The 20327-nt window shown below is 66.8% G+C and carries 19 protein-coding genes; 10 read left to right on the top strand and 9 right to left on the bottom strand.

All coding sequences use genetic code 11. The features are described from left to right. Nucleotides 1-16: 16 nt before the first annotated feature. Nucleotides 17-586, top strand: coding sequence for a TetR/AcrR family transcriptional regulator (locus ACY34H_RS06010; protein WP_464976578.1), 570 nt, complete (start codon nucleotides 17-19; stop codon nucleotides 584-586). Between the two features lie 6 nt (nucleotides 587-592). Here the strand turns inward: ACY34H_RS06010 and ACY34H_RS06005 are convergent, their stop codons facing one another. Next, a complete protein-coding gene (locus ACY34H_RS06005) occupies nucleotides 593-1840 on the bottom strand; it encodes an MFS transporter (RefSeq protein WP_464976577.1) in 1248 nt (415 codons plus the stop codon). 95 nt (nucleotides 1841-1935) lie between these two features. On the opposite strand from ACY34H_RS06005, the gene ACY34H_RS06000 reads away from it, so the two are divergent. Continuing rightward, the gene (locus tag ACY34H_RS06000) at nucleotides 1936-2814 is read left to right on the top strand and encodes a LysR substrate-binding domain-containing protein (RefSeq protein WP_464976576.1); all 879 of its coding nucleotides are present in this window, start codon (nucleotides 1936-1938) and stop codon (nucleotides 2812-2814) included. Between the two features lie 32 nt (nucleotides 2815-2846). Here the strand turns inward: ACY34H_RS06000 and ACY34H_RS05995 are convergent, their stop codons facing one another. Genes ACY34H_RS05995 through ACY34H_RS05975 form a run of 5 tightly spaced genes read right to left on the bottom strand, consistent with a single transcriptional unit; the run spans nucleotide 2847 to nucleotide 8772 of the window. Then, nucleotides 2847-3503 carry a DUF6928 family protein gene (locus tag ACY34H_RS05995; protein WP_464976575.1) on the bottom strand — a complete coding sequence of 219 codons (657 nt, stop codon included), beginning with the start codon at nucleotides 3501-3503 and terminating at the stop codon, nucleotides 2847-2849. Between the two features lie 20 nt (nucleotides 3504-3523). Then, entirely contained in the window at nucleotides 3524-3805 is a 282-nt protein-coding gene (locus ACY34H_RS05990; protein WP_130186423.1) for a formate dehydrogenase subunit delta, read from the bottom strand. Then, entirely contained in the window at nucleotides 3802-6672 is a 2871-nt protein-coding gene (gene fdhF / locus ACY34H_RS05985; protein ID WP_464976574.1) for a formate dehydrogenase subunit alpha, read from the bottom strand. Before fdhF ends, ACY34H_RS05990 begins: the two co-directional genes overlap by 4 nt. Before the next feature lie 10 nt (nucleotides 6673-6682). Continuing rightward, on the bottom strand, nucleotides 6683-8233 hold the full coding sequence (locus tag ACY34H_RS05980) for a formate dehydrogenase beta subunit (RefSeq protein ID WP_464976573.1): 1551 nt from the start codon (nucleotides 8231-8233) through the stop codon (nucleotides 6683-6685). Further along, on the bottom strand, nucleotides 8230-8772 hold the full coding sequence (locus tag ACY34H_RS05975; protein WP_464976572.1) for a formate dehydrogenase subunit gamma: 543 nt from the start codon (nucleotides 8770-8772) through the stop codon (nucleotides 8230-8232). The genes ACY34H_RS05980 and ACY34H_RS05975 overlap by 4 nt, the downstream gene beginning before the upstream one ends. Nucleotides 8773-8899: 127 nt before the next feature. Here ACY34H_RS05975 and ACY34H_RS05970 point away from each other — a divergent pair, with 127 nt between their 5' ends. The 3 genes from ACY34H_RS05970 (at nucleotide 8900) to ACY34H_RS05960 (ending at nucleotide 12327) form a co-directional block, all read left to right on the top strand. Continuing rightward, nucleotides 8900-9964, top strand: a complete 1065-nt coding sequence (locus ACY34H_RS05970; protein WP_464976571.1) for a substrate-binding domain-containing protein — start codon at nucleotides 8900-8902, stop codon at nucleotides 9962-9964. Between the two features lie 169 nt (nucleotides 9965-10133). Beyond that, nucleotides 10134-11381, top strand: a complete 1248-nt coding sequence (gene frc, locus ACY34H_RS05965; RefSeq protein ID WP_464976570.1) for a formyl-CoA transferase — start codon at nucleotides 10134-10136, stop codon at nucleotides 11379-11381. 13 nt (nucleotides 11382-11394) lie between these two features. Beyond that, a complete protein-coding gene (locus tag ACY34H_RS05960; protein WP_464976569.1) occupies nucleotides 11395-12327 on the top strand; it encodes a histone deacetylase family protein in 933 nt (310 codons plus the stop codon). Nucleotides 12328-12338: 11 nt separating this feature from the next. On the opposite strand, the gene ACY34H_RS05955 is transcribed toward ACY34H_RS05960, so the two are convergent. After that, nucleotides 12339-13265, bottom strand: a complete 927-nt coding sequence (locus tag ACY34H_RS05955; protein ID WP_464976568.1) for a LysR family transcriptional regulator — start codon at nucleotides 13263-13265, stop codon at nucleotides 12339-12341. 115 nt (nucleotides 13266-13380) lie between these two features. On the opposite strand from ACY34H_RS05955, the gene ACY34H_RS05950 reads away from it, so the two are divergent. The 4 genes from ACY34H_RS05950 (at nucleotide 13381) to ACY34H_RS05935 (ending at nucleotide 17306) form a co-directional block, all read left to right on the top strand. After that, a complete protein-coding gene (locus ACY34H_RS05950) occupies nucleotides 13381-13689 on the top strand; it encodes an HAD family hydrolase (RefSeq protein WP_464976567.1) in 309 nt (102 codons plus the stop codon). 368 nt (nucleotides 13690-14057) lie between these two features. Next, nucleotides 14058-15413 (top strand): oxalate/formate MFS antiporter, encoded by a 1356-nt coding sequence (oxlT, locus tag ACY34H_RS05945; RefSeq protein WP_464976566.1) that lies wholly within the window; start codon nucleotides 14058-14060, stop codon nucleotides 15411-15413. 91 nt (nucleotides 15414-15504) lie between these two features. Beyond that, nucleotides 15505-16272, top strand: a complete 768-nt coding sequence (locus tag ACY34H_RS05940) for a fumarylacetoacetate hydrolase family protein (protein WP_464976565.1) — start codon at nucleotides 15505-15507, stop codon at nucleotides 16270-16272. A 17-nt stretch (nucleotides 16273-16289) separates the two neighbouring features. After that, the gene (locus tag ACY34H_RS05935) at nucleotides 16290-17306 is read left to right on the top strand and encodes a 2-dehydropantoate 2-reductase (protein ID WP_464976657.1); all 1017 of its coding nucleotides are present in this window, start codon (nucleotides 16290-16292) and stop codon (nucleotides 17304-17306) included. 69 nt (nucleotides 17307-17375) lie between these two features. On the opposite strand, the gene ACY34H_RS05930 is transcribed toward ACY34H_RS05935, so the two are convergent. Both ACY34H_RS05930 and ACY34H_RS05925 read right to left on the bottom strand, forming a co-directional pair. After that, entirely contained in the window at nucleotides 17376-17525 is a 150-nt protein-coding gene (locus tag ACY34H_RS05930; RefSeq protein ID WP_165497791.1) for a hypothetical protein, read from the bottom strand. A gap of 239 nt (nucleotides 17526-17764) precedes the next feature. Continuing rightward, nucleotides 17765-18373: a Crp/Fnr family transcriptional regulator gene (locus ACY34H_RS05925; RefSeq protein WP_464976564.1), complete on the bottom strand. Its 609-nt coding sequence runs from the start codon at nucleotides 18371-18373 to the stop codon at nucleotides 17765-17767. 158 nt (nucleotides 18374-18531) lie between these two features. On the opposite strand from ACY34H_RS05925, the gene oxc reads away from it, so the two are divergent. Continuing rightward, nucleotides 18532-20238 (top strand): oxalyl-CoA decarboxylase, encoded by a 1707-nt coding sequence (gene oxc / locus ACY34H_RS05920; protein ID WP_464976563.1) that lies wholly within the window; start codon nucleotides 18532-18534, stop codon nucleotides 20236-20238. The last annotated feature ends 89 nt before the right edge of the window (nucleotides 20239-20327 follow it).

Raw genomic sequence — 20327 nt, 5'->3', positions numbered from 1 at the left:
CTGTCAAGGAGTTTGCATGAGCGAGGAAGAGGGTGGAAAACCGCCGCTGCGCGAGCGGGTGTTCCAGGCGGCGGCGGAACTGTTCCATGCGGAAGGGATTCGCGGCGTGGGCGTCGATGCCATTGCCAGGGCCGCGCAGACCACGAAAATGGGCCTGTACCGGCAATTCGCATCGAAGGATGAGTTGATCACCGAGTGGGTGGGCTACCAGGTGGAGCAGTACACGGCGGTGCTGGACCGCCTTGCCGAGCGCTGGCCGGACGACCCGCGGCGCCAGCTCGCCGGTTTCGCCGAATTCATTGCGGACGACGTCGCGAGCGCAACGCATCGCGGCTGCACCTTCATCAACACGGTCGCCGAGCTGCCGGACGCCACGCATCCGGCACGCAAGCTGATCGAAGAGCACAAGGCACGCCAGCTGGCGCGGCTGACGAAGCTGTGCCGCGCGGCGGGCCACCAGCATCCGGGCCGTACCGCGCTGCACCTGACGCTCGTGCTGGAAGGGGCGCAGGCCGTGGCGCAGAACGGCTCGGCTCCGGACCTGCGCAAGCGCCTTCTGGAGATCGCCGCGGCGATCGTCGGCTGACGCGCGTCAGGCCGGCACCAGCCGCGCCACCGGCCGCTCCTCCCTGATCGGCAGGTTCACCAGCGCCGCCGCCAGCGCCAGGGCGGCATCGGCCCACCACATCCAGCTGTAGTCGCCCATGACCGTCACCGCCACGCCGCCCAGCCACGCGCCGAAGAAGCCGCCGACCTGGTGGCTGAGCAGCGTGAGCCCGAACAGCGTCGCGAGGTAGCGCGTGCCGAACAGTTTCGCGGTCAGCCCCGCCGTCGGCGGCACGGTCGCCAGCCACGTCGCGCCCAGCACGGCGGCGAACACGTAGAACGTCAGCGGCACTTTCGGCGCCGCGAGATACAGCAGCACGGCGACGGCGCGCGACGCATACATCCACCACAGGATCATCTTCATCCGCACCCGGTTGCCGAGAGCCCCGGCAGCCAGGCTGCCCGCCACGTTGGCCAGGCCGATGATGGCCAGCGATGCCGAGGCCACGTTCGCATCGAGGCCGCACAGGCTGACTTCACCCGGCATGTGCGTGACGAGGAAGGCGATATGGAAACCGCAGGTGAAGAACCCGGCATGCAGGCACCAGTAGCTGCGGTCGCGCAGCGCGATCTTCAGTTGCTCGCGCAGCGTGATGCCGGCGGGTTCCGCTCCGGCGCCGGACTGTGGCCGGGGCTGGCCGCGCAGCCACCATGCCATCGGCGCGGTGGTCAGCGCGATTGCCGCCATCATCCACATCGCGTGCATCCAGCCGAATGCCGACATCACGGCCTGGTTCAGCGGCGCGAAGACGAACTGGCCCATGCTGCCGCCCGCGTTGATCACGCCGCCGGCGAACGAACGGCGCTCGGCGGGAATGTGCTTCGCGGTGGCGCCGATCAGGATCGAGAAGCTGCCCGCGCCCGCGCCGGCGGCACTGAGGATGCCGATCGCAACGATCAGGCCCCACTCGCTGGTCACCTGGGTGGTCAGCGCGGAGCCGGCCGCCAGCATGACCGCGCCCAGCACGATGACGCGGCCCGGGCCCCAGCGGTCGGCAACGGCGCCGAACACCGGCTGCACCACGCCCCATACCAGCTGGGCGATCGCCATTGCAAAGCTGATCGTGGCGACACCCAGCCTGGTATGCGTGTTCAGCGGCGAAAGAAACAGGCCCAGCGAGCCGCGCGTGCCCATCGTCACCATCAGGATCGCGGCCGCCATCAGCACGAATGTCCAGTGGCCGGCAGCTTGCCGGGCGATGGGCGGGGAATTGGTCCGGGTCGAGGTATGCATGGGTTTTCCTGTGTCATGGGGATGGTGCATTATCGGCAGCGGAAAAGGGCGGGACAAATGATAAGATTTCGGCTCTACTATAGAAAATCTATACCATGACGGTTCCGGTCAAGGCGCTGCTGGCATTCGATGCGGCCATGAAGCACAACAGTTTCTCGCTGGCCGCAGCGGAGCTGCACGTGACGCCCGGCGCGGTGGGGCAGCAGATCCAGAAGCTGGAAGAGTGGCTCGGCATGCCGCTGTTCGTCCGTTCGACGCGGCAGGTGCAGCCTACCGCCGAGGCGCTCAGTTACTGGAGCGCCATCGCGCCTGCGCTGGCGCGCATCCAGCAGGCCAGCGACCAGTTGCGGCTGAAGCAGAGCGCTGAAGTGTGGGTGTCGATTCCGCCGACGCTGGCGGCCAAGTGGTTCGCGCCGCGGATGGCCGCGTTCCTGACCCGGCATCCGGGCATCTCGCTGCACCTTTCCGCCACCACCGCGCTGGTCGACCTGGAGCGCGACCGGGTCGACCTGGCGATCCGCCATTTCGACGGCAACGATCCGGGCCTGCAGGCGGACCTGCTATGGCCCGACGCGATCCACCTGTACTGCGCGCCGGCCTATGTCGACCGGCTGCGGCTGAGGAAGCCGGAAGACCTGGCGCGCGCCACCCTGCTGCACACCACCTTCCATCCACACTGGAAGGAATGGCTGCAACGGTTTTCGTCGCTGTCGGGGAAGCAGATCGACGCCATTCCCAGCCAGCATTTCGACCAGGGCATGCTGGCGATCGAAGCGGCCCGGCACGGCCAGGGTGCGGTATTGAGCAGCGCGGTGCTGACCGAGGCGGAAATCCGCGACGGCTCGCTGTGCGAGCCGTTCGCGTGCACGCTGCCGCTGACGAAGGGATACTACGTCGTGCACCATCGGCAGGCGGCATTGCGTCCCGCCGCCGTGGCGCTGAGGGACTGGCTGCTGGAGGCGGCCAAACACTGATGCCTGTATCGCGCGCAGGCCGCCGCGGCGAGTCAGGCCGCCGGATGCCGGCGGTAATGGCTCAGCACAGGGCCGGTGCCAGCCAGCCGGTCGATGCTGTCGCCGAACATCCGGGCGGAAGCGGCAAGCACCAGCGCTTCCCCGGCGGCCGGCTGTTCCAGCATGGCGGTGGTGGCACGCGCCAGCACGGGCAGTTCCTCGGCAAGCGGCGCGCCATGGTCGGCAAACAGTCCCTCATCGCCGGAACCGGCAACGGTGCGGATGCGCCGGCTCTCCCGGTAGGCGCTGAAGCCCCATAGTTTTTCTATACAGTGCAGCGCCATTGCCATCAGTTCTCCGCGGGGGTACAGCGCCAGTAGCGTCTCCCGGAAGCCGCCGCGCAGGCTGCCGTTGACGCGCGACCACGCGTTGCCATGGATGAGTGCCCCCGCCAGGTCCGCATGGCAGACCAGCACGCCGCCGGGATAGGCGCCGACGAACATCGCGTCATCGCCGGGATGCAGCGCCTGCCACAGCGAGACCTCGCCGGCGTGCCGGTAACCGTCCGCGGCGAGTTCGCGCACGATGCGTGCCGCGCGATCGACGTCATTGCCGGCGGAAGCCCCGAAGCCACCCGGCCTGTCCGTCGCGCACACGATCGACAGTTCCCAGCGCATCGCGGCCGCTTCCGGTTTGATCTCCCGCCTCATCTCCCGCGCCATCGCCGGCTTCATCCCGCGTCGCCACCGGTGTCCGCGTCTTCCGGTACCGAGGTATTCACGGCCGGCGCGTCGTGCCCGGCGCGGTGCGCCGCCAGTGCGCCCAGCACGATGGCGTCGAGGCCTTCGCCCCGCGCGGTATCCATGTGCAGGTAGAGCCGGCTGCGCATGCGCGGTGCCCAGTAGCGCTGGATGTGCTGGGCGATGCCCGTCTGCGCCTCCTCCCGGTCGGGGAAGGAGGCGTAGAAACTGCCGATCTGGTTGGCCATCGTGACCAGGTTGTCGATGTTCATGCGCGCACCTCCGCAAGCGGGTTGGCCAGCCCGGGATCGGCCAGGCCCAGTTGCGCGGTATTGAAGCGCTGGTACTCGCGCTGCCATTCGGACGGCTGCTGCACCGGCATCACCTGCACGGCGGTTACCTTGTACTCGGGGCAGTTGGTGGCCCAGTCGGAATTCTCCGTGGTGATCACGTTGGCACCGGATTCCGGGAAGTGGAAGGTGGTGTAGACCACGCCCGGCTGCATCCGCTCCGTTACCAGCGCGCGCAGCACGGTCTCGCCAGCGCGGCTCTGGATGCCCACCCAGTCGTCGTCCTTGATGCCGCGCTCCTGCGCATCGTGCGGATGGATTTCCAGCCGGTCCTCGTCGTGCCAGCGCACGTTTTCCGTGCGCCGCGTCTGCGCGCCCACGTTGTATTGCGACAGGATGCGGCCGGTGGTCAGGATCAGCGGGTAGCGCCGCGTGACCTTCTCGCTGGTGGCCACGTACTGGGTGATGATGAAGCGGCCCTTGCCGCGCACGAAGGTATCGACGTGCATCGTCGGCGTGCCCTCCGGCGCCGCGTCGTTGCAGGGCCACTGGATGCTGCCCAGTTCATCGAGCCGGCGGTAGCTGACGCCGGCGAAGGTGGGCGTCAGCCGCGCGATCTCGTCCATGATCTCGGACGGATGGCGGTAGTTCATCGGGTAGCCCAGCCGGTTCGACAGCGCCATCGTCGCTTCCCAGTCCGCCAGGCCGGCGCGCGGCGGCATCACCTTGCGCACCCGCGAGATGCGCCGCTCGGCATTGGTGAACGTGCCGTCCTTCTCCAGGAACGACGAGCCGGGCAGCAGCACGTGCGCGTACTTGGCCGTCTCGTTCAGGAAGATGTCCTGCACCACGATGCACTCCATCGCCGACAGCGCCGCGGTCACGTGCTGCGTATTCGGATCGGACTGCACGATATCCTCGCCCTGGCAATACAGGCCCAGGAAGCTGCCGTCCAGCGCCGCCTCGAACATGTTCGGGATGCGCAGGCCGGGTTCGTCCTGCAGCGGCACGCCCCAGGCCTGCTCGAACAGGCCGCGCACGGTGCTGTCGGAAACGTGCCGGTAGCCGGGCAGCTCGTGGGGGAAGGAACCGATGTCGCAGGAACCCTGCACATTGTTCTGGCCACGCAGCGGATTCACGCCCACGCCTTCGCGCCCCACGTTCCCGGTGGCCATGGCCAGGTTGGCGATCGCCATCACGGCCGTCGAACCCTGCGCATGCTCGGTCACGCCGAGGCCGTAGTAGATCGCCGCGTTGCCGCCAGTAGCATACAGCCGCGCCGCCGCGCGCACCTGCGCCGCCGGCACGCCGGTCACGCCTTCCATTTCCTCCGGCGAATTGGCCGGCTGCGCCACGAAGTCGCGCCACTGCAGGAAGGCACGGTCCTCGCAGCGCTCGGCGATGAATTCTTCCGCCAGCAGGCCTTCGGCGACGATGACGTGCGCCAGCGACGACAGCAACGCCACGTTGGTGCCGGGCCGCAGTTGCAGGTGGTGGTCGGCGCGCACGTGCGGCGACTTGATCAGGTCGATGCGGCGCGGATCGACGACGATCAGGCGGGCGCCCTGGCGCAGCCGCTTCTTCATCCGCGAGCCGAACACCGGGTGGCCGTCGGTGGGATTGGCGCCGATCACCAGCACCACATCGGTATGTTCGATCGACTTGAAGCTCTGCGTGCCGGCCGATTCGCCCAGCGTCTGCTTCAAGCCATAGCCGGTGGGCGAGTGGCATACCCTTGCGCAAGTGTCCACGTTGTTGTTGCCGAAGGCGGCGCGCACCAGCTTCTGCACCAGGTAGCCTTCTTCGTTGGTGCAACGCGACGACACGATGCCGCCGATCGCGTCGCGGCCGTGTTTTGCCTGGATGCGGCGGAACTCCGATGCCGCGTAATCCAGTGCCTCGTCCCACGACACTTCGCGCCACGGATCAGTGATCTTCGCGCGGATCATCGGCTTCGTGATGCGGTCCTTGTGCGTGGCATAGCCCCACGCGAAGCGGCCTTTCACGCACGCATGGCCCTCGTTGGCCTTGCCGTCCTTTGCCGGTACCATGCGCACCACCTCGTTGCCCTTCATCTCGGCGTTCAGCGAGCAACCCACGCCGCAATAGGCGCAAGTGGTGGTGATGCTGTGTTCGGCCTGGCCCAGCCAGATCACCGATTTTTCCGTCAGCGTGGCCGTCGGGCAGGCTTCCACGCAGGCCCCGCACGACACGCATTCCGATTCCATGAACGGTTCGTTCTGGCCGGCTGAAACGCGCGAGTCGAAGCCGCGGCCGGAGATCGTCAGCGCGAACGTGCCCTGGGTTTCCTCGCATGCCCGCACGCAGCGGTTGCATACGATGCACTTCGACGAGTCGAACGTGAAGTAAGGGTTCGATTCGTCCTTCTTCAGCGTGAGGTGGTTGTCGCCGTCGTAGCCGTAGCGTACTTCGCGCAGGCCCGTCACGCCGGCCATGTCCTGCAGCTCGCAGGCGCCGTTGGCGGGGCAGGTCAGGCAGTCGAGCGGGTGGTCGGAAATGTACAGCTCCATCACGCCCTTGCGCAGCTGCTGCAGCTTGGCCGACTGTGTGCGCACCACCATGCCTTCCTCGACCGGCGTGGTGCACGAGGCGGGATAGCCGCGGCGGCCGTCGATCTCCACCAGGCACAGCCGGCACGAGCCGAACGGCTCCAGGCTGTCGGTGGCGCACAGCTTCGGAATGTTGATGTTGCCCAGCGCGGCGGCGCGCATCACCGAGGTGCCCGCCGGGACGGTCACGCGCTCGCCGTCGATCTGCAGCGTGACATAGTCGGTGAACACCGCGGGTGGCGGCGTGCCGAGGTCGCGGACCAGGATGGTTTCGATCATCGTGTTCTCCTCAGGCGGCGTGCCGGGACGTATCCGGCTGGCCGAAGTCTTGCGGGAAGTGGTTCAGTGCCGACAGCACCGGGTAGGGCGTCATGCCGCCCATCGCGCACAGCGAGCCGTTCAGCATCGTGTCGCACAGGTCGCGCAACAGCACGACCTGCTGGACCGGCTGCGTGCCGGCACGGATCTTGTCGATCACTTCCACGCCGCGCGTGGAGCCGATGCGGCAGGGCGTGCACTTGCCGCACGATTCGATGGCGCAGAATTCCATCGCATAGCGCGCCAGCTTGGCCATGTCGGCGCGGTCGTCGTGCACCACGATGCCGCCGTGCCCCAGCACCGCCCACAGCGATGCAAACGCTTCGTAGTCGAGCGGCGTATCCCATTGCGATTCCGGCAGGTAGGCACCGAGCGGGCCGCCCACCTGCACCGCCTTGATGGGTCGGCCGGAAGCGCTGCCGCCGCCGTAGTCGTACAGGATCTCGCGCAGCGTCACGCCGAAGGCAAGCTCGATGAGGCCACCATGCTTGATGTTGCCGGCCAGTTGCACGGGCAGCGTGCCGCGCGAGCGGCCCATGCCGTAGTCCTGGTAGTAGGCGGCGCCCTTGTCGAGGATGATGGGCACGGTGGCCAGCGACAGCACGTTGTTGATGACGGTGGGCTTGCCGAACAGGCCGGCCAGCGCCGGCAGCGGCGGCTTGGCGCGCACGATGCCGCGCTTGCCTTCCACGCTTTCCAGCAATGCCGTTTCCTCGCCGCAGATGTAGGCGCCGGCGCCCTTGCGCACTTCCAGTTCGAACGCGCGGCCGGAACCCAGCACGTTCGTGCCCAGGTAGCCATGGTGGCGGGCGACGGCGATGGCGCTTTCCAGCCGGGCGATCGCGTGCGGGTATTCGCTGCGCACGTAGATGTAGCCGCGCGTGGCGCCGACGGCGACGCCGGCGATCGTCATGCCCTCGACCAGCACGAACGGATCGCTTTCCATGACGATGCGGTCGGCAAAGGTGCCGGAATCGCCTTCGTCGGCATTGCAGACGATGTATTTTTCGCTGCCTGGCGCCTTCAGCACGGTATTCCACTTGATCCCGGTGGGGAAGGCGGCGCCGCCGCGGCCGCGCAGGCCGGAGGCGGTCACGGCGGCCACGATCTCCGCCGGCGCCAGCGCGAGCGCGTTGCGCAGGCCGCGGTAGCCGTCGTGCGCAAGGTAGCTGGCCAGCGAGCGCGGTTCGGTGATGCCGATGCGGGCGAACGTCAGCCGCTGCTGGCGTGCCAGATACGGAATTTCCTCCACCAGCCCGAGGGCGAGCGGATGGCCGGGCGCCCAGCCGGCATCGAACAGGCCGGGCACGTCCGCCGCATCGACAGGGCCGAAGCCGGCGCGGCCTTGCGGGGTTTCCACTTCCACCAGCGTTTCAAGCCACAGCAGGCCGCGGGTGCCGTTGCGCACCACGGCGATGTCGAGCCCGCGCTGCGCCGCTTCGGCCGCGATGGCGGCCGCCACTTCGTCGGCCCCGACCGCCAGCGCGGCCGAATCGCAGGGCACGTAGATGCGCGTTGTCATACGGCCTCCCGGGATGGCACCGACACGGCATCGGTCCTCAATACATTGGTCATCAGCGCATCGAAGCGCGCCGGCGTCACGCGGGCAAACACGGCTTCGTTGATCGTCAGCGCCGGCGCGGTGGCGCACTGGCCCAGGCAGTACACCGGTTCCAGCCCGAACGTGCCGTCGGCGCTGCGGCCGTGCAGGCCGCAGCCCAGCGTGCGCTCGGCATGCGCCAGCAGGTCGTCGCCGCCCATGCTCTGGCAGGCTTCGGCGCGGCAGATCTGCACCACGCAGCGGGGCGGCGGTTCGGTGCGGAAGTAGTGGTAGAAGGTGATCACGCCATGCACTTCGGCGCGCGACAGGTTGAAGTGCGCGGCGATGGCGGGCACGCGGTCCGGCGGGATGTAGCCGGCACTGTCCTGCAGCCCGTGCAGCACCGGCAGCAGCTGGTCCTGCCGGTTGCCGAGGCGGGCGAACAGTTCGGCGAGGATGCCGTCGACGGCGGCCTGGGTGGCCAGGCTGGCCTGGACGGTGGGGGTGGCGACTGCGGGCATTGGCGTCTCCTGGTGATGGCCGCTTATGCTCTGGGTTGCATATGCGGCATGTGCTTATTGGTCTATTTATCGTGTAAATTCAGGCTAGCACCCTCCGAAAACACTATCAATAGGAAGGATTTTGCATATGCTCACCGTGGAAATCCGGCCCGACTGGTTCCTGCGCGATGCCCGCGGCGGCACCACCGCGCTGCCTGCGCTGCTGGCGCTGCTGGGCGCCGTCAGCGAGACGGGCAGCATCAGCAAGGCGGCGACCCAGGGCGGCATGTCGTACCGCCATGCCTGGGGCCTGCTGGAGCAGTTCAGCGAGCGCTTCGGCGCCGCCCTCGTGCACAAGGTGCGCGGACAGGGCACGGTGCTGACGCCGCTGGCGGAAAAGCTGATCTGGGCCGATCGCCGCATCGGCGCGCGCCTTACGCCGCTGCTCGACAGCCTGGCATCCGAGCTGCAGCAGGAACTGGCGCGGGTGCTGGCCGCCGACACACGCGGCGTACGATTGACGGCCTCGCACGGGTTCGCCGTGGCGGCGCTGGTGGCGCAGTTGCGCGACGCGGGAGCCGCGGTGGACATCAGCTACCGCAGCAGCACCGAGGCCGTGGCGGCGCTGGCGCGCGGCGAGTGCGACCTGGCGGGCTTTCACCTGCCGCTCGGGAAATTCGAAGGCGCGGCGGCGGCGAACTACCGGCCCTGGCTGAACAACGGGCGTCACGCCTTCCTGCACCTGGCCTGCCGCGAGCTGGGCCTGTTCGTGGCGCCGGGCAATCCGAAGGGCGTCACCGGGCTGGCCGACCTGGCCCGGGCGGACCTGCGCTTCGTCAACCGCCAGCACGGCTCGGGCACCCGCGTACTGCTGGAACTGCTGCTGGCCGACCGCGGCATCGATCCTGCCAGCATTCCGGGGCACGACAGCGCCGAGTTCACCCATGCCGCGGTGGCGGCCTACGTGGCGAGCGGCATGGCGGACATCAGCTTCGGCGTGGAAACGGCGGCGCGGCGCTTCGGCCTCGGCTTCATTCCCGTATGCCGCGAGCGCTACTTCCTTGCCTGCGACAGGGCGGCGCTGGCCCAGCCCCTGCTGGCGGCCGTGGCGGCGGCCATGGCGCACGAACGCTTCCGCGCCGCGCTGGCCGATCTGCCGGGCTACGACGGCACGCTGGCCGGCACCGAGGACGACCTGTCCGCGCTGTTTTGACAATTTGTTAAAACAATTTTTTAAACTTAACCGCGGTCAAGGATCGTTCGGATGCCCGCCCGCTATGATGGCTTGCGTCTGATGCCCGACAAGAGCTTGTCCAGGCTCATCAGGCGGCGCAGAATACAAAAAAAATAACACCCCATCCCAGGCATCCGAGGAGACCGGCATGAGCAAGGCACTGGAAGGCATTCGCATTCTCGACTTCACCCATGTCCAGTCCGGACCCACCTGCACCCAGCTGCTGGCCTGGTTCGGCGCCGACGTCATCAAGATCGAGCGGGCCGGCGAGGGCGACGCCACGCGCGCCCAGTTGCGCGACATTCCGGATGTCGACAGCCTGTACTTCACGATGCTGAACCATAACAAGCGCTCGATGACGCTCGATACCAAGCGGCCGGCCGGCAAGGCGGTGCTGGAAACGCTGATCCGCGACTGCGACGTGCTGGTGGAGAACTTCGCGCCTGGGGCGATGGACCGCATGGGTTTTTCCTGGGAGCGCATCAGCGAGCTCAATCCGCGCATGGTCGTCGCCTCCGTCAAGGGCTTCGGGCCAGGCCCGTACGAGCAGTGCAAGGTGTACGAGAACGTGGCGCAATGCGCCGGCGGCTCGGCCGCCACGACGGGCTTCGACGACGGGCCGCCCGTCGTCACCGGTGCCCAGATCGGCGACAGCGGCAGCGGCCTGCACCTCGCGCTGGGCATCGTCACGGCGCTGTTCCAGCGCACCGCCACCGGGCGCGGCCAGCGCGTGCAGATCGCCATGCAGGATGCGGTGCTGAACCTGTGCCGCGTCAAGCTGCGCGACCAGCAGCGCCTGGAGCGCAACGGCGTGATGGAGGAGTATCCCCAGTACGCCAATGGCCGGTTCGGCGAATCGGTGCCGCGCGCGGGCAACGCCTCGGGCGGCGGCCAGCCCGGCTGGATCCTGAAGTGCAAGGGCTGGGAGACCGATCCGAACGCCTACATCTATTTCATCGCCCAGGCGGCCGTGTGGCCGGCGATCTGCCGCGTGATCGGCCGCGAAGGATGGATCGAGGATCCGGCCTACGCCACGCCGCGCGCCCGGCTGCCGCACCTGATGCAGATCTTCGCCACCGTCGAGGAATGGACGAAGACACTGACCAAGTTCGAAGTGATGGAAATCCTGAACCGCGACGACATTCCGTGCGGCCCGATCCTGTCGATGAAGGAGCTGGCCGATGAGCCTTCGCTGCGCGCCACCGGCACCATCGTCGAAGTCGACCATCCGGAGCGCGGGCCCTATCTCACCGTCGGCAATCCGATCAAGCTGTCCGACAGCCCGACCACGGTGCGGCGCTCGCCGCTGCTGGGCGAGCACACCGGGGAAGTGCTGTCGCAACTCGGCTACAGCGACGAGCAGATCGCCGCGCTGCGCGCCGAACGGGTGATCTAATACGGGAGGCGCGATGCGCACGCTGGTGATGTACCACCCCGATTGCCTGGAGCACCTGCCCGGCCCGGATCATCCCGAATCGCCGGGCCGGCTGCACGTGGTGATGCAGGCCCTGTGGCAGGCCGAATTCGCCGGGCTCGAATGGCGCGAGGCGCCGCGCGGCAGCCGCGAGCAGCTGCTGCTGGTGCACGACGCGGACTATGTCGATACCGTGGCCGCGCTGGCGCCCCTCGAAGGCAGGTCGGTTCTCGACGGTGGCGACACGGTGATGTCGCGCGGCTCGTGGGATGCCGTGATGTGCTGCGTGGGGGCGGCCTGCGCCGGTGTCGACGCGGTGCTGGCGGACGAGGCGGACAACGTGTTCTGCGCCACCCGCCCGTGCGGCCACCATGCCGAGCCCGATCGGGCGATGGGTTTCTGCATCTTCAACCAGGTGGCCATCGCGGCGCACTACGCGCTGCATGCCCACGGCCTGGCGCGGGTGGCCGTCATCGATTTCGATGTCCACCACGGCAACGGCACGCAGGCCGCCTTCCACGCCGAGCCGCGCCTGTTCTTCGGCTCCAGCCACCAGTCGCCGCTGTACCCCGGCACCGGCGCGGCCAGCGAGCATGGCGGCAGCAACAACATCGTCAACGTGCCGCTGCCGCCGGGCTGCGGCTCGCAGGCGTTCCGCAACAGCGTGGCGATGCGGCTGCTGCCTGCGCTGCGCGCGTTCGAACCCGAACTGATCCTGGTCTCCGCCGGCTTCGACGCGCACCGCCTCGACCCGCTTGCGCAGATGGAGCTGGACGACGAGGACTTCGGCTGGATCACGCGCGAGGTGATGGCCATCGCGGCGGACGTGTGCGGCGGGCGCATCGTCTCCGTGCTCGAAGGTGGCTACAGCGGCGCCGGGCTGGCCGGCGGCTGCGCGGCGCATGTGCGGGCGCTGATGGGAAGGTAGGGCGGCAGCCGTCAGCCCGCCGTCGGTATCAGCCGGCCGATCCACTCGGCGCCATCGTCGAGCAGGAACTGCCGGAAGGCGCTGGCCACCGGCGGCAGCCGCTTCTCGAGGCGGTGCACCACATACCAGTTCAGCATCAGCGGGAAGCGCTCGACCGGCAGCACCACCAGGCTGCCCGCCGCCACTTCGCGGCCGATCGTGTGCGCCGACAGGAAGCCCAGGCCGATGCCGGCGATGACGGCCTGCTTGATCGTCTCCGTGCTCTTGATCTCCATCGCCACCTGCAGTTCGGCCAGCCGCGGCCCGAACGCATCCTCCATCGAATGCCAGGTATCCGAGCCCCGTTCGCGCACCACGAACGGGTGCCGCACCAGTTCGCGCAACGTGATCGGTCCGCGATCGGGCGCCGCCAGCGGATGCTGCGGCGCGGCGACGATTACATAGGGGTGTGGCGCGAATGCATCGTTCTGCGTGTCCTGCGACGGCGGGCGCACCATCACGGCGAGGTCGGTACGGTTGGCGGCCAGCTGGCCGAGCAGTTCTTCGCGGTTGTGCACGGTGAGGTTCAGCTGCACGCCCGGATGCCGCCGCGCGAACGCCACCATCAGCTGCGGGAAAAAATAGTCGCCGGCGCTGATCACCGCCACGTCCAGGCGGCCGCCGGAGATGCCGCGGTGCTGGGCCATCGCCGCCTCCGCTTCCTCGAACTGGAGGATGATCGCGCGGCTGAACGGCAGCAGCTCGGCGCCGGCCTGGGTCAGGAAGGTCTTCTTGCCCAGCTGCTCGAACAGCGTGGCGCCGACGTGGCCTTCCAGTGTGCGGATCTGCGTCGAGACGGCCGGCTGCGTCAGATGCAGCTCCTCGGCGGCGCGTGAAAAACTGAGGTGGCGCGCCACCGCCTCGAACGTCTTCAGCTGGCGCAGCGTGGCATTCCGCATGGCGTTCCGATGTATTAGGGATCGCTGATGATTATCCCTAAAAACTTTAACTTTTACTAATCATTTGACGCGCCTAGTATTGGCTGGTCAGCACCACCAACACACGGAGGAGACCATGACCATCACCGGCAGCGCCGCCACGGCGCAACGCAATGCCTGGAACGCAGCCTTCCACGAACTGGGCCTGCCCTGGTTCTGGGATACCGGCTGCGAACTGCCCGACTGCGGCGCCGAACACGCCTGCGTACGCGACTACCTGGCAAGCCACCAGCCCCACCTGCTCACGGTCTACGACGCCGACTTCCTGGTGGCGGCGATCCTCGCCACCAAGGAACGCTGCGAGGCGCAATGCGCCGCGGCGGGCGGCGACATGGCGGCGGCGATCGACTGGCGCGAGCTGCGCCAGCCGCAGATCGGCATCTGAAATGCGCCGGCCGGAACGTGCGGGATTGCCACTACTCGAAACGATTTTTTGATTCTTAACCGCGGTCAAGGATATGCGAAAACCGTTCTTCCACAATCGATCCATCTGTTGAACTTCAAATAAGTGATCGAGGCCCATGGCGCGAGCCGGCGGCCCCGGTCAATACCAGGTTCCAGAGTCTATCGGCAGCTTTCGTGGACCCAACAGGAGACAAGACCATGAGCAACCCACTGCACCGCAGCATCGCCCGTCACCGCCTGCGAAACTCCGCTTCCCCGCCGGATGCGCCGCCAGCTTCACGGCCAGGCCATCAACGTCAATAACAGCGGTACCCCGACAGCGCTGAATAATCAGATGGGAGACATTGCATGAAAACCGACGCATCGAAAACAATCGAAAGGCCAGCATCGTTCCGCTGGATGCAACTGGTCATGGGCATCGTCTGCATGGCCATGATCGCCAACCTGCAGTATGGCTGGACCCTGTTCGTCAATCCGCTCGCCGAGGCGCACGGCTGGACCAAGGCATCGATCCAGGTGGCCTTCACGATCTTCATCCTGACCGAAACCTGGCTGGTGCCGGTCGAGGGCTGGGCCGTGGACAAATGGGGCCCGCGCCCCGTGGTGCTGTTCGGCGGCCTGCTGTGCGCCATCGGCTGGGTGATGAACTCGTATGCATCGACCCTGACCGTGCTGTACATCGCCGCGGCCGTCAGCGGCATCGGCGCCGGCGCCGTCTACGGCACCTGCGTGGGCCAGTCGCTGAAATGGTTCCCGGACCGCCGCGGCCTGGCCGCGGGTCTGACCGCCGCCGGTTTCGGCGCCGGCTCGGCCGCCACCATCATCCCGATCTCGAACATGATCGCGGAGCGCGGCTACCAGGACACGTTCCTGTACTTCGGCATCGGCCAGGGCGCGATCGTGATCCTGCTGGCACTGATGATGGTGCGTCCGCCCCACACGGCGATCAAGGCCGCCAAGAAGAAGGTCAATCCGAACGTGCTGCAGACAACGGCCGACTTCAAGCCTTCGCAGATGGTGCGCACCCCGGTGTTCTGGGTGATGTACACGATGTTCGTGCTGGTCGCCGCCGGCGGCCTGATGGCCACCGCGCAGATGGGGCCGATCGCTACCGACTTCGAGATCGATGGCGTGAAGTTCAACGTCATGGGCATGGTCCTGCCGGCACTGACCTTCGCCCTGGCGATCGACCGGGTGCTGAACGGCCTGACGCGGCCATTCTTCGGCTGGGTGTCGGACCAGATCGGCCGGGAGAAGACGATGTTCATCGCCTTCGCGCTGGAATCGGTGGGCATCATCCTGCTGTACTACTTCGGCCGCGATCCGATCATGTTCGTCATCCTGACCGGCCTGGTGTTCTTTGCCTGGGGCGAGATCTACAGCCTGTTCCCGGCCACCACGGCCGATACGTTCGGCACCCGCAACGCCGCCGGCAATGCCGGGTTGATGTACACGGCGAAGGGCACGGCATCGATCTTCGTGCCGATCTCCAGCATCATCACGGCCATGACGGGCAGCTGGGAAGCCGTGTTCTTCGTCGGCTGCGGCATGAACGCGGTGGCCGCCATCATGGCCTGGTGGGTGCTGCGGCCGATGCGCAAGCGCTTCATCGAAGAGTCGTCCGGCACGGTCAGCGTGCAGGATGACGAGAAACTGATGACCGGCAGTGCCGGCACCACGACCGCATCGCCGCTGCCGAACTGACCGGCAACCCCGCGGCACTCCCCCGGCAAGTCCGCATGCACCGGCGTGCATGCGGACTCCCCGCGCCCCACCGTTCCCGACGAGGCTTCCCATGATCCAGCACTGGATACGTTTCACGCATCTCGACACCTTGCGCTTCGGCACGCTCGAGGGCGACAAGATCCGCGTTTTCAAGGGCGACATGTTCGACGCGCCGCAGCGCACCGACATCGCCATCCACCTGGCCGAAGTGCAGCTGTGCACGCCCGTCGTGCCGGGCAAGGTGCTGGCGATGTGGAACAACTTCCATGCGCTGGGCAGGAAGCTCGGGCTGCCGCCGCCGGAAGAGCCGCTGTACCTGATGAAGCCGCCGACCTCGTACCTGGCGCCGGGCGGCACGATCCGCAAGCCGCGCTGCGACGGCAAGGTGGCCTTCGAAGGCGAGCTGGCGATCGTGATCGGCCGCAGCTGCAGCGGCGTCTCCGTGGAGAATGCGCCCGACCATATCTTCGGTTACACCTGCGCCAACGACGTGACCGTGAGCGAGATCATCGGACGCGATCCCACGTTCCCGCAGTGGGTGCGCGCCAAGGGCTTCGACACCTTCTGCCCGTTCGGCCCCGTCGTCGCCACCGGGCTGGATCCGGCCATGCTGGTGGTGCGCACCATCCTGAACGGCGAGGTGCGCCAGGACTACCCCGTCAACGACATGGTGTTCTCCGCGGCCGAACTGGTCAGCCGGGTGTCGCAGGACATGACATTGGAACCGGGCGACCTGCTGCTGTGCGGCACGTCGGTCGGCGTGGGCTCGATGCGCCCGGGCAGCACCGTCGTGGTGGAGATCGACGGCATCGGCAGGCTCACCAACCGTTTCGAGTAAAACCCAGGGAGCAGATGATGAAGATCGCAGTGATCGGAGCGGGAGCAATCGGTGGGTTGGTGGGGGCGCGGCTGGCGCTGGCGGACGAGGACGTGACATTCATCGTGCGCGGCGCCAACCTGGAAGCCATCCGCAACCGGGGCATCAGGCTGATCGAGGCCGATGGCCAGGTACGGGTCGCGGCGCGCGTGCGCGCCACCGACGACTATGAGGCGGCAGGACCGCAGGACGTGGTCATCGTGGCGCTGAAGGCGCACCAGGTGGCCGACGTGGCGGGCCGCATCGGCGCGCTGTTCGGGCCGGAGACCGTGGTGGTGACCATGCAGAACGGCATTCCGTTCTGGTACTTCCATCGCCACGGCGGCGAGTTCGAAGGGCGGCCGGTGCTCAGCGTGGACCCTGCCAACCAGCTGGCGCAGGCCATTCCGCCGGCGCGCATCCTCGGCTGCGTGGTCTACCCGGCGGCGGAGCTGGTGTCGCCCGGCGTGATCCGCCATATCGAAGGCAGCCGCTTCCCGCTGGGCGAACTCGACGGCAGCACGAGCGAGCGGGCCGGCAGGGTGGGGGCCTGCTTCGAGCATGCGGGCCTGAAGGCGCCGGTGCTGGACAATATCCGTGCCGAGATCTGGCTGAAGCTGTGGGGCAACCTCAGCTTCAATCCCATCAGTGCGCTGGCGCATTCCACGCTGGTCGACATCTGCCAGCACCCGCTGGCGCGCAACCTGGCCGCGAGCATGATGCGCGAGGCCGAAGCGGTGGCGGCCAAGCTGGGCATCGCCTTCCGCGTCACGCTGGACCGCCGTATCGAAGGCGCGGAAAAGATCGGCAAGCACAAGACATCGATGCTGCAGGATGTCGAGGCCGGGCGGGGACCGGAGATCGACGCGCTGGTGGGATCGGTGATCGAGCTGGCGCGGATGACGGGTACGCCGACACCGCACATCGATTCCGCGTATGCACTGGTGAAGCTGCTGGAGCAGTCGATGGCCGAGGCGCGCGGCGGCGTGCGGCTGCACAAGGCGGTGGCGGCCTGACCGCGCCAGGCTACGGACGAAAAAAAACCGGGACAGCGCGTCGTCCCGGTTTTCGTGACCCTTCGAGGCTTACAGGCCCCAGGTGTAGGCCGCTTCTTCGCGGTCCTGCTGCTGGTCGCTCAGCTTGTCGCGCCATTCCAGCTGGAAGAACTGGGCGATCAGGCCGGCGAGCGAGAAGTCATTGTTCTGTTGCTTTGCGGTATCAGTGAGGCCGTTCATTTTGCTGCTCCTTGAATGGTTGAAAGCGTGTATGCCTTTGATTATAAAGGCGGCACACCCCCGGTCCAATTGACGGCAGCCATAACGGTCATTCAATGTATGAATGACTGTCTATGAAAAAGCGCTCAAAAATCAGGCAAATTTATTTAGTGAGTGTCGGTAGGAAACTGTTGTTTTCACCTGCTGCTTGGGGTAACCGGACAGTGAGCGGGAGCTCGCCGGCTACCTGCGCACGCGCGTCAGATCTTGCCCTGGTGCTTCAGCCGGCTCAGCGTCTCCGGCGACAGGTTCAGGTAATACGCCAGTTCCTTCTTCGGCAACCGCTCGAACAGTTCCGGAAACTTGCGCATGAAGCGGTGCACGCGGCCCGGCGCATCGAGCAGGTGCAGCGTGATCGTGTGGGCCATGATGCCGCTCATCAGGTTCATCACTTCGAACTCGAATGCCTGCTTCACCACGCTGTGGCTCTGCAGGAAATCCACCCACTGCGACAGCGGCATGCTGGCCACGCGCGCCTTCGTCATGCACACGATGCTGTACGGCGTGGGCGTCTTCAGGCACCACGCGGCATAGCTGGTTTCGATGTCGCGTTCGGAGGAGAAGCGCAGGATCATTTCCTTGGCTTCGTGGTTGGTGACCAGCCGCTTGAGGATGCCGTCCAGGATGAAGTACTGCTGCATGTCGTACACGCCCTGGTTCAGGAGCAGGTCGCCCTTCTGGTGATTGGTCACCGTCAGGTATGGCTCCAGGGCGGCCATTTCGCTGTCGCGCATTTCCTTGAGAACGATGTTCTGTTTCAGCTGTGCGCGAATGATGTTTCGTTCAGGGTGATTTGCGATGAGCGTCATGCGTAACCGACCAACATACACGAGATTGTCATCATGCGGTGAATCTTGACCGCGGTCAATGATTCAAATCAGAGCGGCTGGCTATGATGGTTCCAGGGCGAATCGGCTGGCCAGGTCGCCTGAACCGACGGGCACCTCGAAAATAAATGGAGACAACCATGACCCACAATGTATCGGTAGAAGTCACCGACGGCTTCCACCTGGTGATCGATGCGCTGAAACACAACGACATCGATACGATTTTCGGCCTGGTCGGAATACCGATCACCGATCTCGCCCGCCTGGCGCAGGCCGAGGGCATGCGCTTCATCGGCTTCCGGCACGAGCAGAACGCGGGCAACGCGGCCGCCATCGCCGGCTACATGACGAAGAAGCCGGGCATCTGCCTGACCGTGTCGGCACCGGGCTTCCTGAACGGGCTGACGGCGCTGGCGAACGCCACCACCAACTGCTTCCCGATGATCCTGATCTCCGGTTCCAGCGAGCGCGAAATCGTCGACCTGCAGCAGGGCGACTACGAAGAGATGGACCAGCTGAACGTCGCCCGTCCGCACTGCAAGGCGGCGTTCCGCGTGCTGAAGGCCGAGGACATCGGCATCGGCATCGCACGGGCGATCCGCGCCGCCGTCTCCGGCCGTCCCGGCGGTGTGTACCTCGACCTGCCGGCGCAGCTGCTGGCGCAAACGATCGAGGCGGGCCACGCACAGCGCTCGCTGGTCAAGGTCATCGATGCTGCGCCGCGCCAGCTGCCGGCACCCGAGTCGGTGGAGCGCGCGCTGGCGCTGCTGAAGAGCGCGAAGAAGCCGCTGATCCTGCTCGGCAAGGGCGCCGCCTATGCGCAGGCCGACGCCGACATCCGCGCCTTCGTCGAACGCACCGGCATTCCCTACCTGCCGATGTCGATGGCCAAGGGCCTGCTGCCCGACACGCATGCGCAATCGGCTTCGGCGGCCCGCTCGTTCGTGCTGGCCGAGGCGGATGTCGTGGTGCTGGTCGGCGCGCGCCTGAACTGGCTGCTGGCGCACGGCAAGGGCAAGACGTGGGGCAAGCCGAAGCAGTTCGTGCAGATCGATATTGCGCCGACGGAAATGGACAGCAACGTGGCGATCGCCGCGCCGCTGGTCGGCGACATCGGTTCCTGCATGGGTGCGTTGCTGGCGGGGCTCGATGGCGCGGGTATCGACAAGCCGGACGGCGAATGGCTCGGCGCGATCGCCCAGCGCAAGGAGCAGAACACGGCGAAGATGGCCGCGCTGCTGGACAAAAATCCGGTACCGATGAACTTCCACAGCGCGCTGCGTTCGATCCGCGACGTGCTGAAGGAATACCCGGACATCAACCTGGTGAACGAAGGCGCCAACACGCTCGACTTCGCGCGCAGCATCATCGACCAGTACCAGCCGCGCAAGCGATTCGATTCGGGCACCTGGGGCATCATGGGCATCGGCATGGGCTTCGCGATCGGCGCCGCGGTCACCAGCGGCAAGCCGGTGGTGGCGGTGGAAGGCGACAGTGCCTTCGGCTTCTCCGGCATGGAGCTGGAAACGATCTGCCGCTACGAACTGCCTGTCACCACCATCGTGTTCAACAACAATGGCGTGTACCGCGGCACGGACGTGAACCCCACCGGCGGCAAGGACGTGGCGCCCACCGTGTTCGTCAAGAACGCCCGCTACGACAAGATGATCGAGGCGTTCGGCGGCATCGGCTACCACGCCACCACGCCGGAAGAACTGGCGCGGGCACTCTCGGAAGCGATCGCCGCCGGCAAGCCGGCGCTGATCAATGCCGTCATCGATGAAACGGCCGGCACCGAAAGCGGGCGCCTGACGAACCTGAATCCGCAAAGCGCCGCGAAAAAGTAAAACCAACGCGTTTGATTTTCCACGACGCCGGCACCACCGCTGCCGGCGCGGGGCCCGCTACGACCTCAGTTACCAACAATTCAAGGAGA

It is taken from the genome of Pseudoduganella sp. jia 9, assembly GCF_055502615.1.
The sequence above is the reverse complement of the archived record's forward strand: the minus strand, read 5'-3'. Positions and strand labels throughout refer to the sequence as shown.

What these genes read in the sequence shown, in the direction of transcription:
- ACY34H_RS06010 (WP_464976578.1), top strand. Translation starts at nt 17, where the DNA reads ATGAGCGAGGAAGAGGGTGGAAAACCGCCGCTGCGCGAGCGGGTGTTC.
- ACY34H_RS06005 (WP_464976577.1), bottom strand. Translation starts at nt 1,840, where the DNA reads ATGCATACCTCGACCCGGACCAATTCCCCGCCCATCGCCCGGCAAGCT.
- ACY34H_RS06000 (WP_464976576.1), top strand. Translation starts at nt 1,936, where the DNA reads ATGACGGTTCCGGTCAAGGCGCTGCTGGCATTCGATGCGGCCATGAAG.
- ACY34H_RS05995 (WP_464976575.1), bottom strand. Translation starts at nt 3,503, where the DNA reads ATGAGGCGGGAGATCAAACCGGAAGCGGCCGCGATGCGCTGGGAACTG.
- ACY34H_RS05990 (WP_130186423.1), bottom strand. Translation starts at nt 3,805, where the DNA reads ATGAACATCGACAACCTGGTCACGATGGCCAACCAGATCGGCAGTTTC.
- fdhF (WP_464976574.1), bottom strand. Translation starts at nt 6,672, where the DNA reads ATGATCGAAACCATCCTGGTCCGCGACCTCGGCACGCCGCCACCCGCG.
- ACY34H_RS05980 (WP_464976573.1), bottom strand. Translation starts at nt 8,233, where the DNA reads ATGACAACGCGCATCTACGTGCCCTGCGATTCGGCCGCGCTGGCGGTC.
- ACY34H_RS05975 (WP_464976572.1), bottom strand. Translation starts at nt 8,772, where the DNA reads ATGCCCGCAGTCGCCACCCCCACCGTCCAGGCCAGCCTGGCCACCCAG.
- ACY34H_RS05970 (WP_464976571.1), top strand. Translation starts at nt 8,900, where the DNA reads ATGCTCACCGTGGAAATCCGGCCCGACTGGTTCCTGCGCGATGCCCGC.
- frc (WP_464976570.1), top strand. Translation starts at nt 10,134, where the DNA reads ATGAGCAAGGCACTGGAAGGCATTCGCATTCTCGACTTCACCCATGTC.
- ACY34H_RS05960 (WP_464976569.1), top strand. Translation starts at nt 11,395, where the DNA reads ATGCGCACGCTGGTGATGTACCACCCCGATTGCCTGGAGCACCTGCCC.
- ACY34H_RS05955 (WP_464976568.1), bottom strand. Translation starts at nt 13,265, where the DNA reads ATGCGGAATGCCACGCTGCGCCAGCTGAAGACGTTCGAGGCGGTGGCG.
- ACY34H_RS05950 (WP_464976567.1), top strand. Translation starts at nt 13,381, where the DNA reads ATGACCATCACCGGCAGCGCCGCCACGGCGCAACGCAATGCCTGGAAC.
- oxlT (WP_464976566.1), top strand. Translation starts at nt 14,058, where the DNA reads ATGAAAACCGACGCATCGAAAACAATCGAAAGGCCAGCATCGTTCCGC.
- ACY34H_RS05940 (WP_464976565.1), top strand. Translation starts at nt 15,505, where the DNA reads ATGATCCAGCACTGGATACGTTTCACGCATCTCGACACCTTGCGCTTC.
- ACY34H_RS05935 (WP_464976657.1), top strand. Translation starts at nt 16,290, where the DNA reads ATGAAGATCGCAGTGATCGGAGCGGGAGCAATCGGTGGGTTGGTGGGG.
- ACY34H_RS05930 (WP_165497791.1), bottom strand. Translation starts at nt 17,525, where the DNA reads ATGAACGGCCTCACTGATACCGCAAAGCAACAGAACAATGACTTCTCG.
- ACY34H_RS05925 (WP_464976564.1), bottom strand. Translation starts at nt 18,373, where the DNA reads ATGACGCTCATCGCAAATCACCCTGAACGAAACATCATTCGCGCACAG.
- oxc (WP_464976563.1), top strand. Translation starts at nt 18,532, where the DNA reads ATGACCCACAATGTATCGGTAGAAGTCACCGACGGCTTCCACCTGGTG.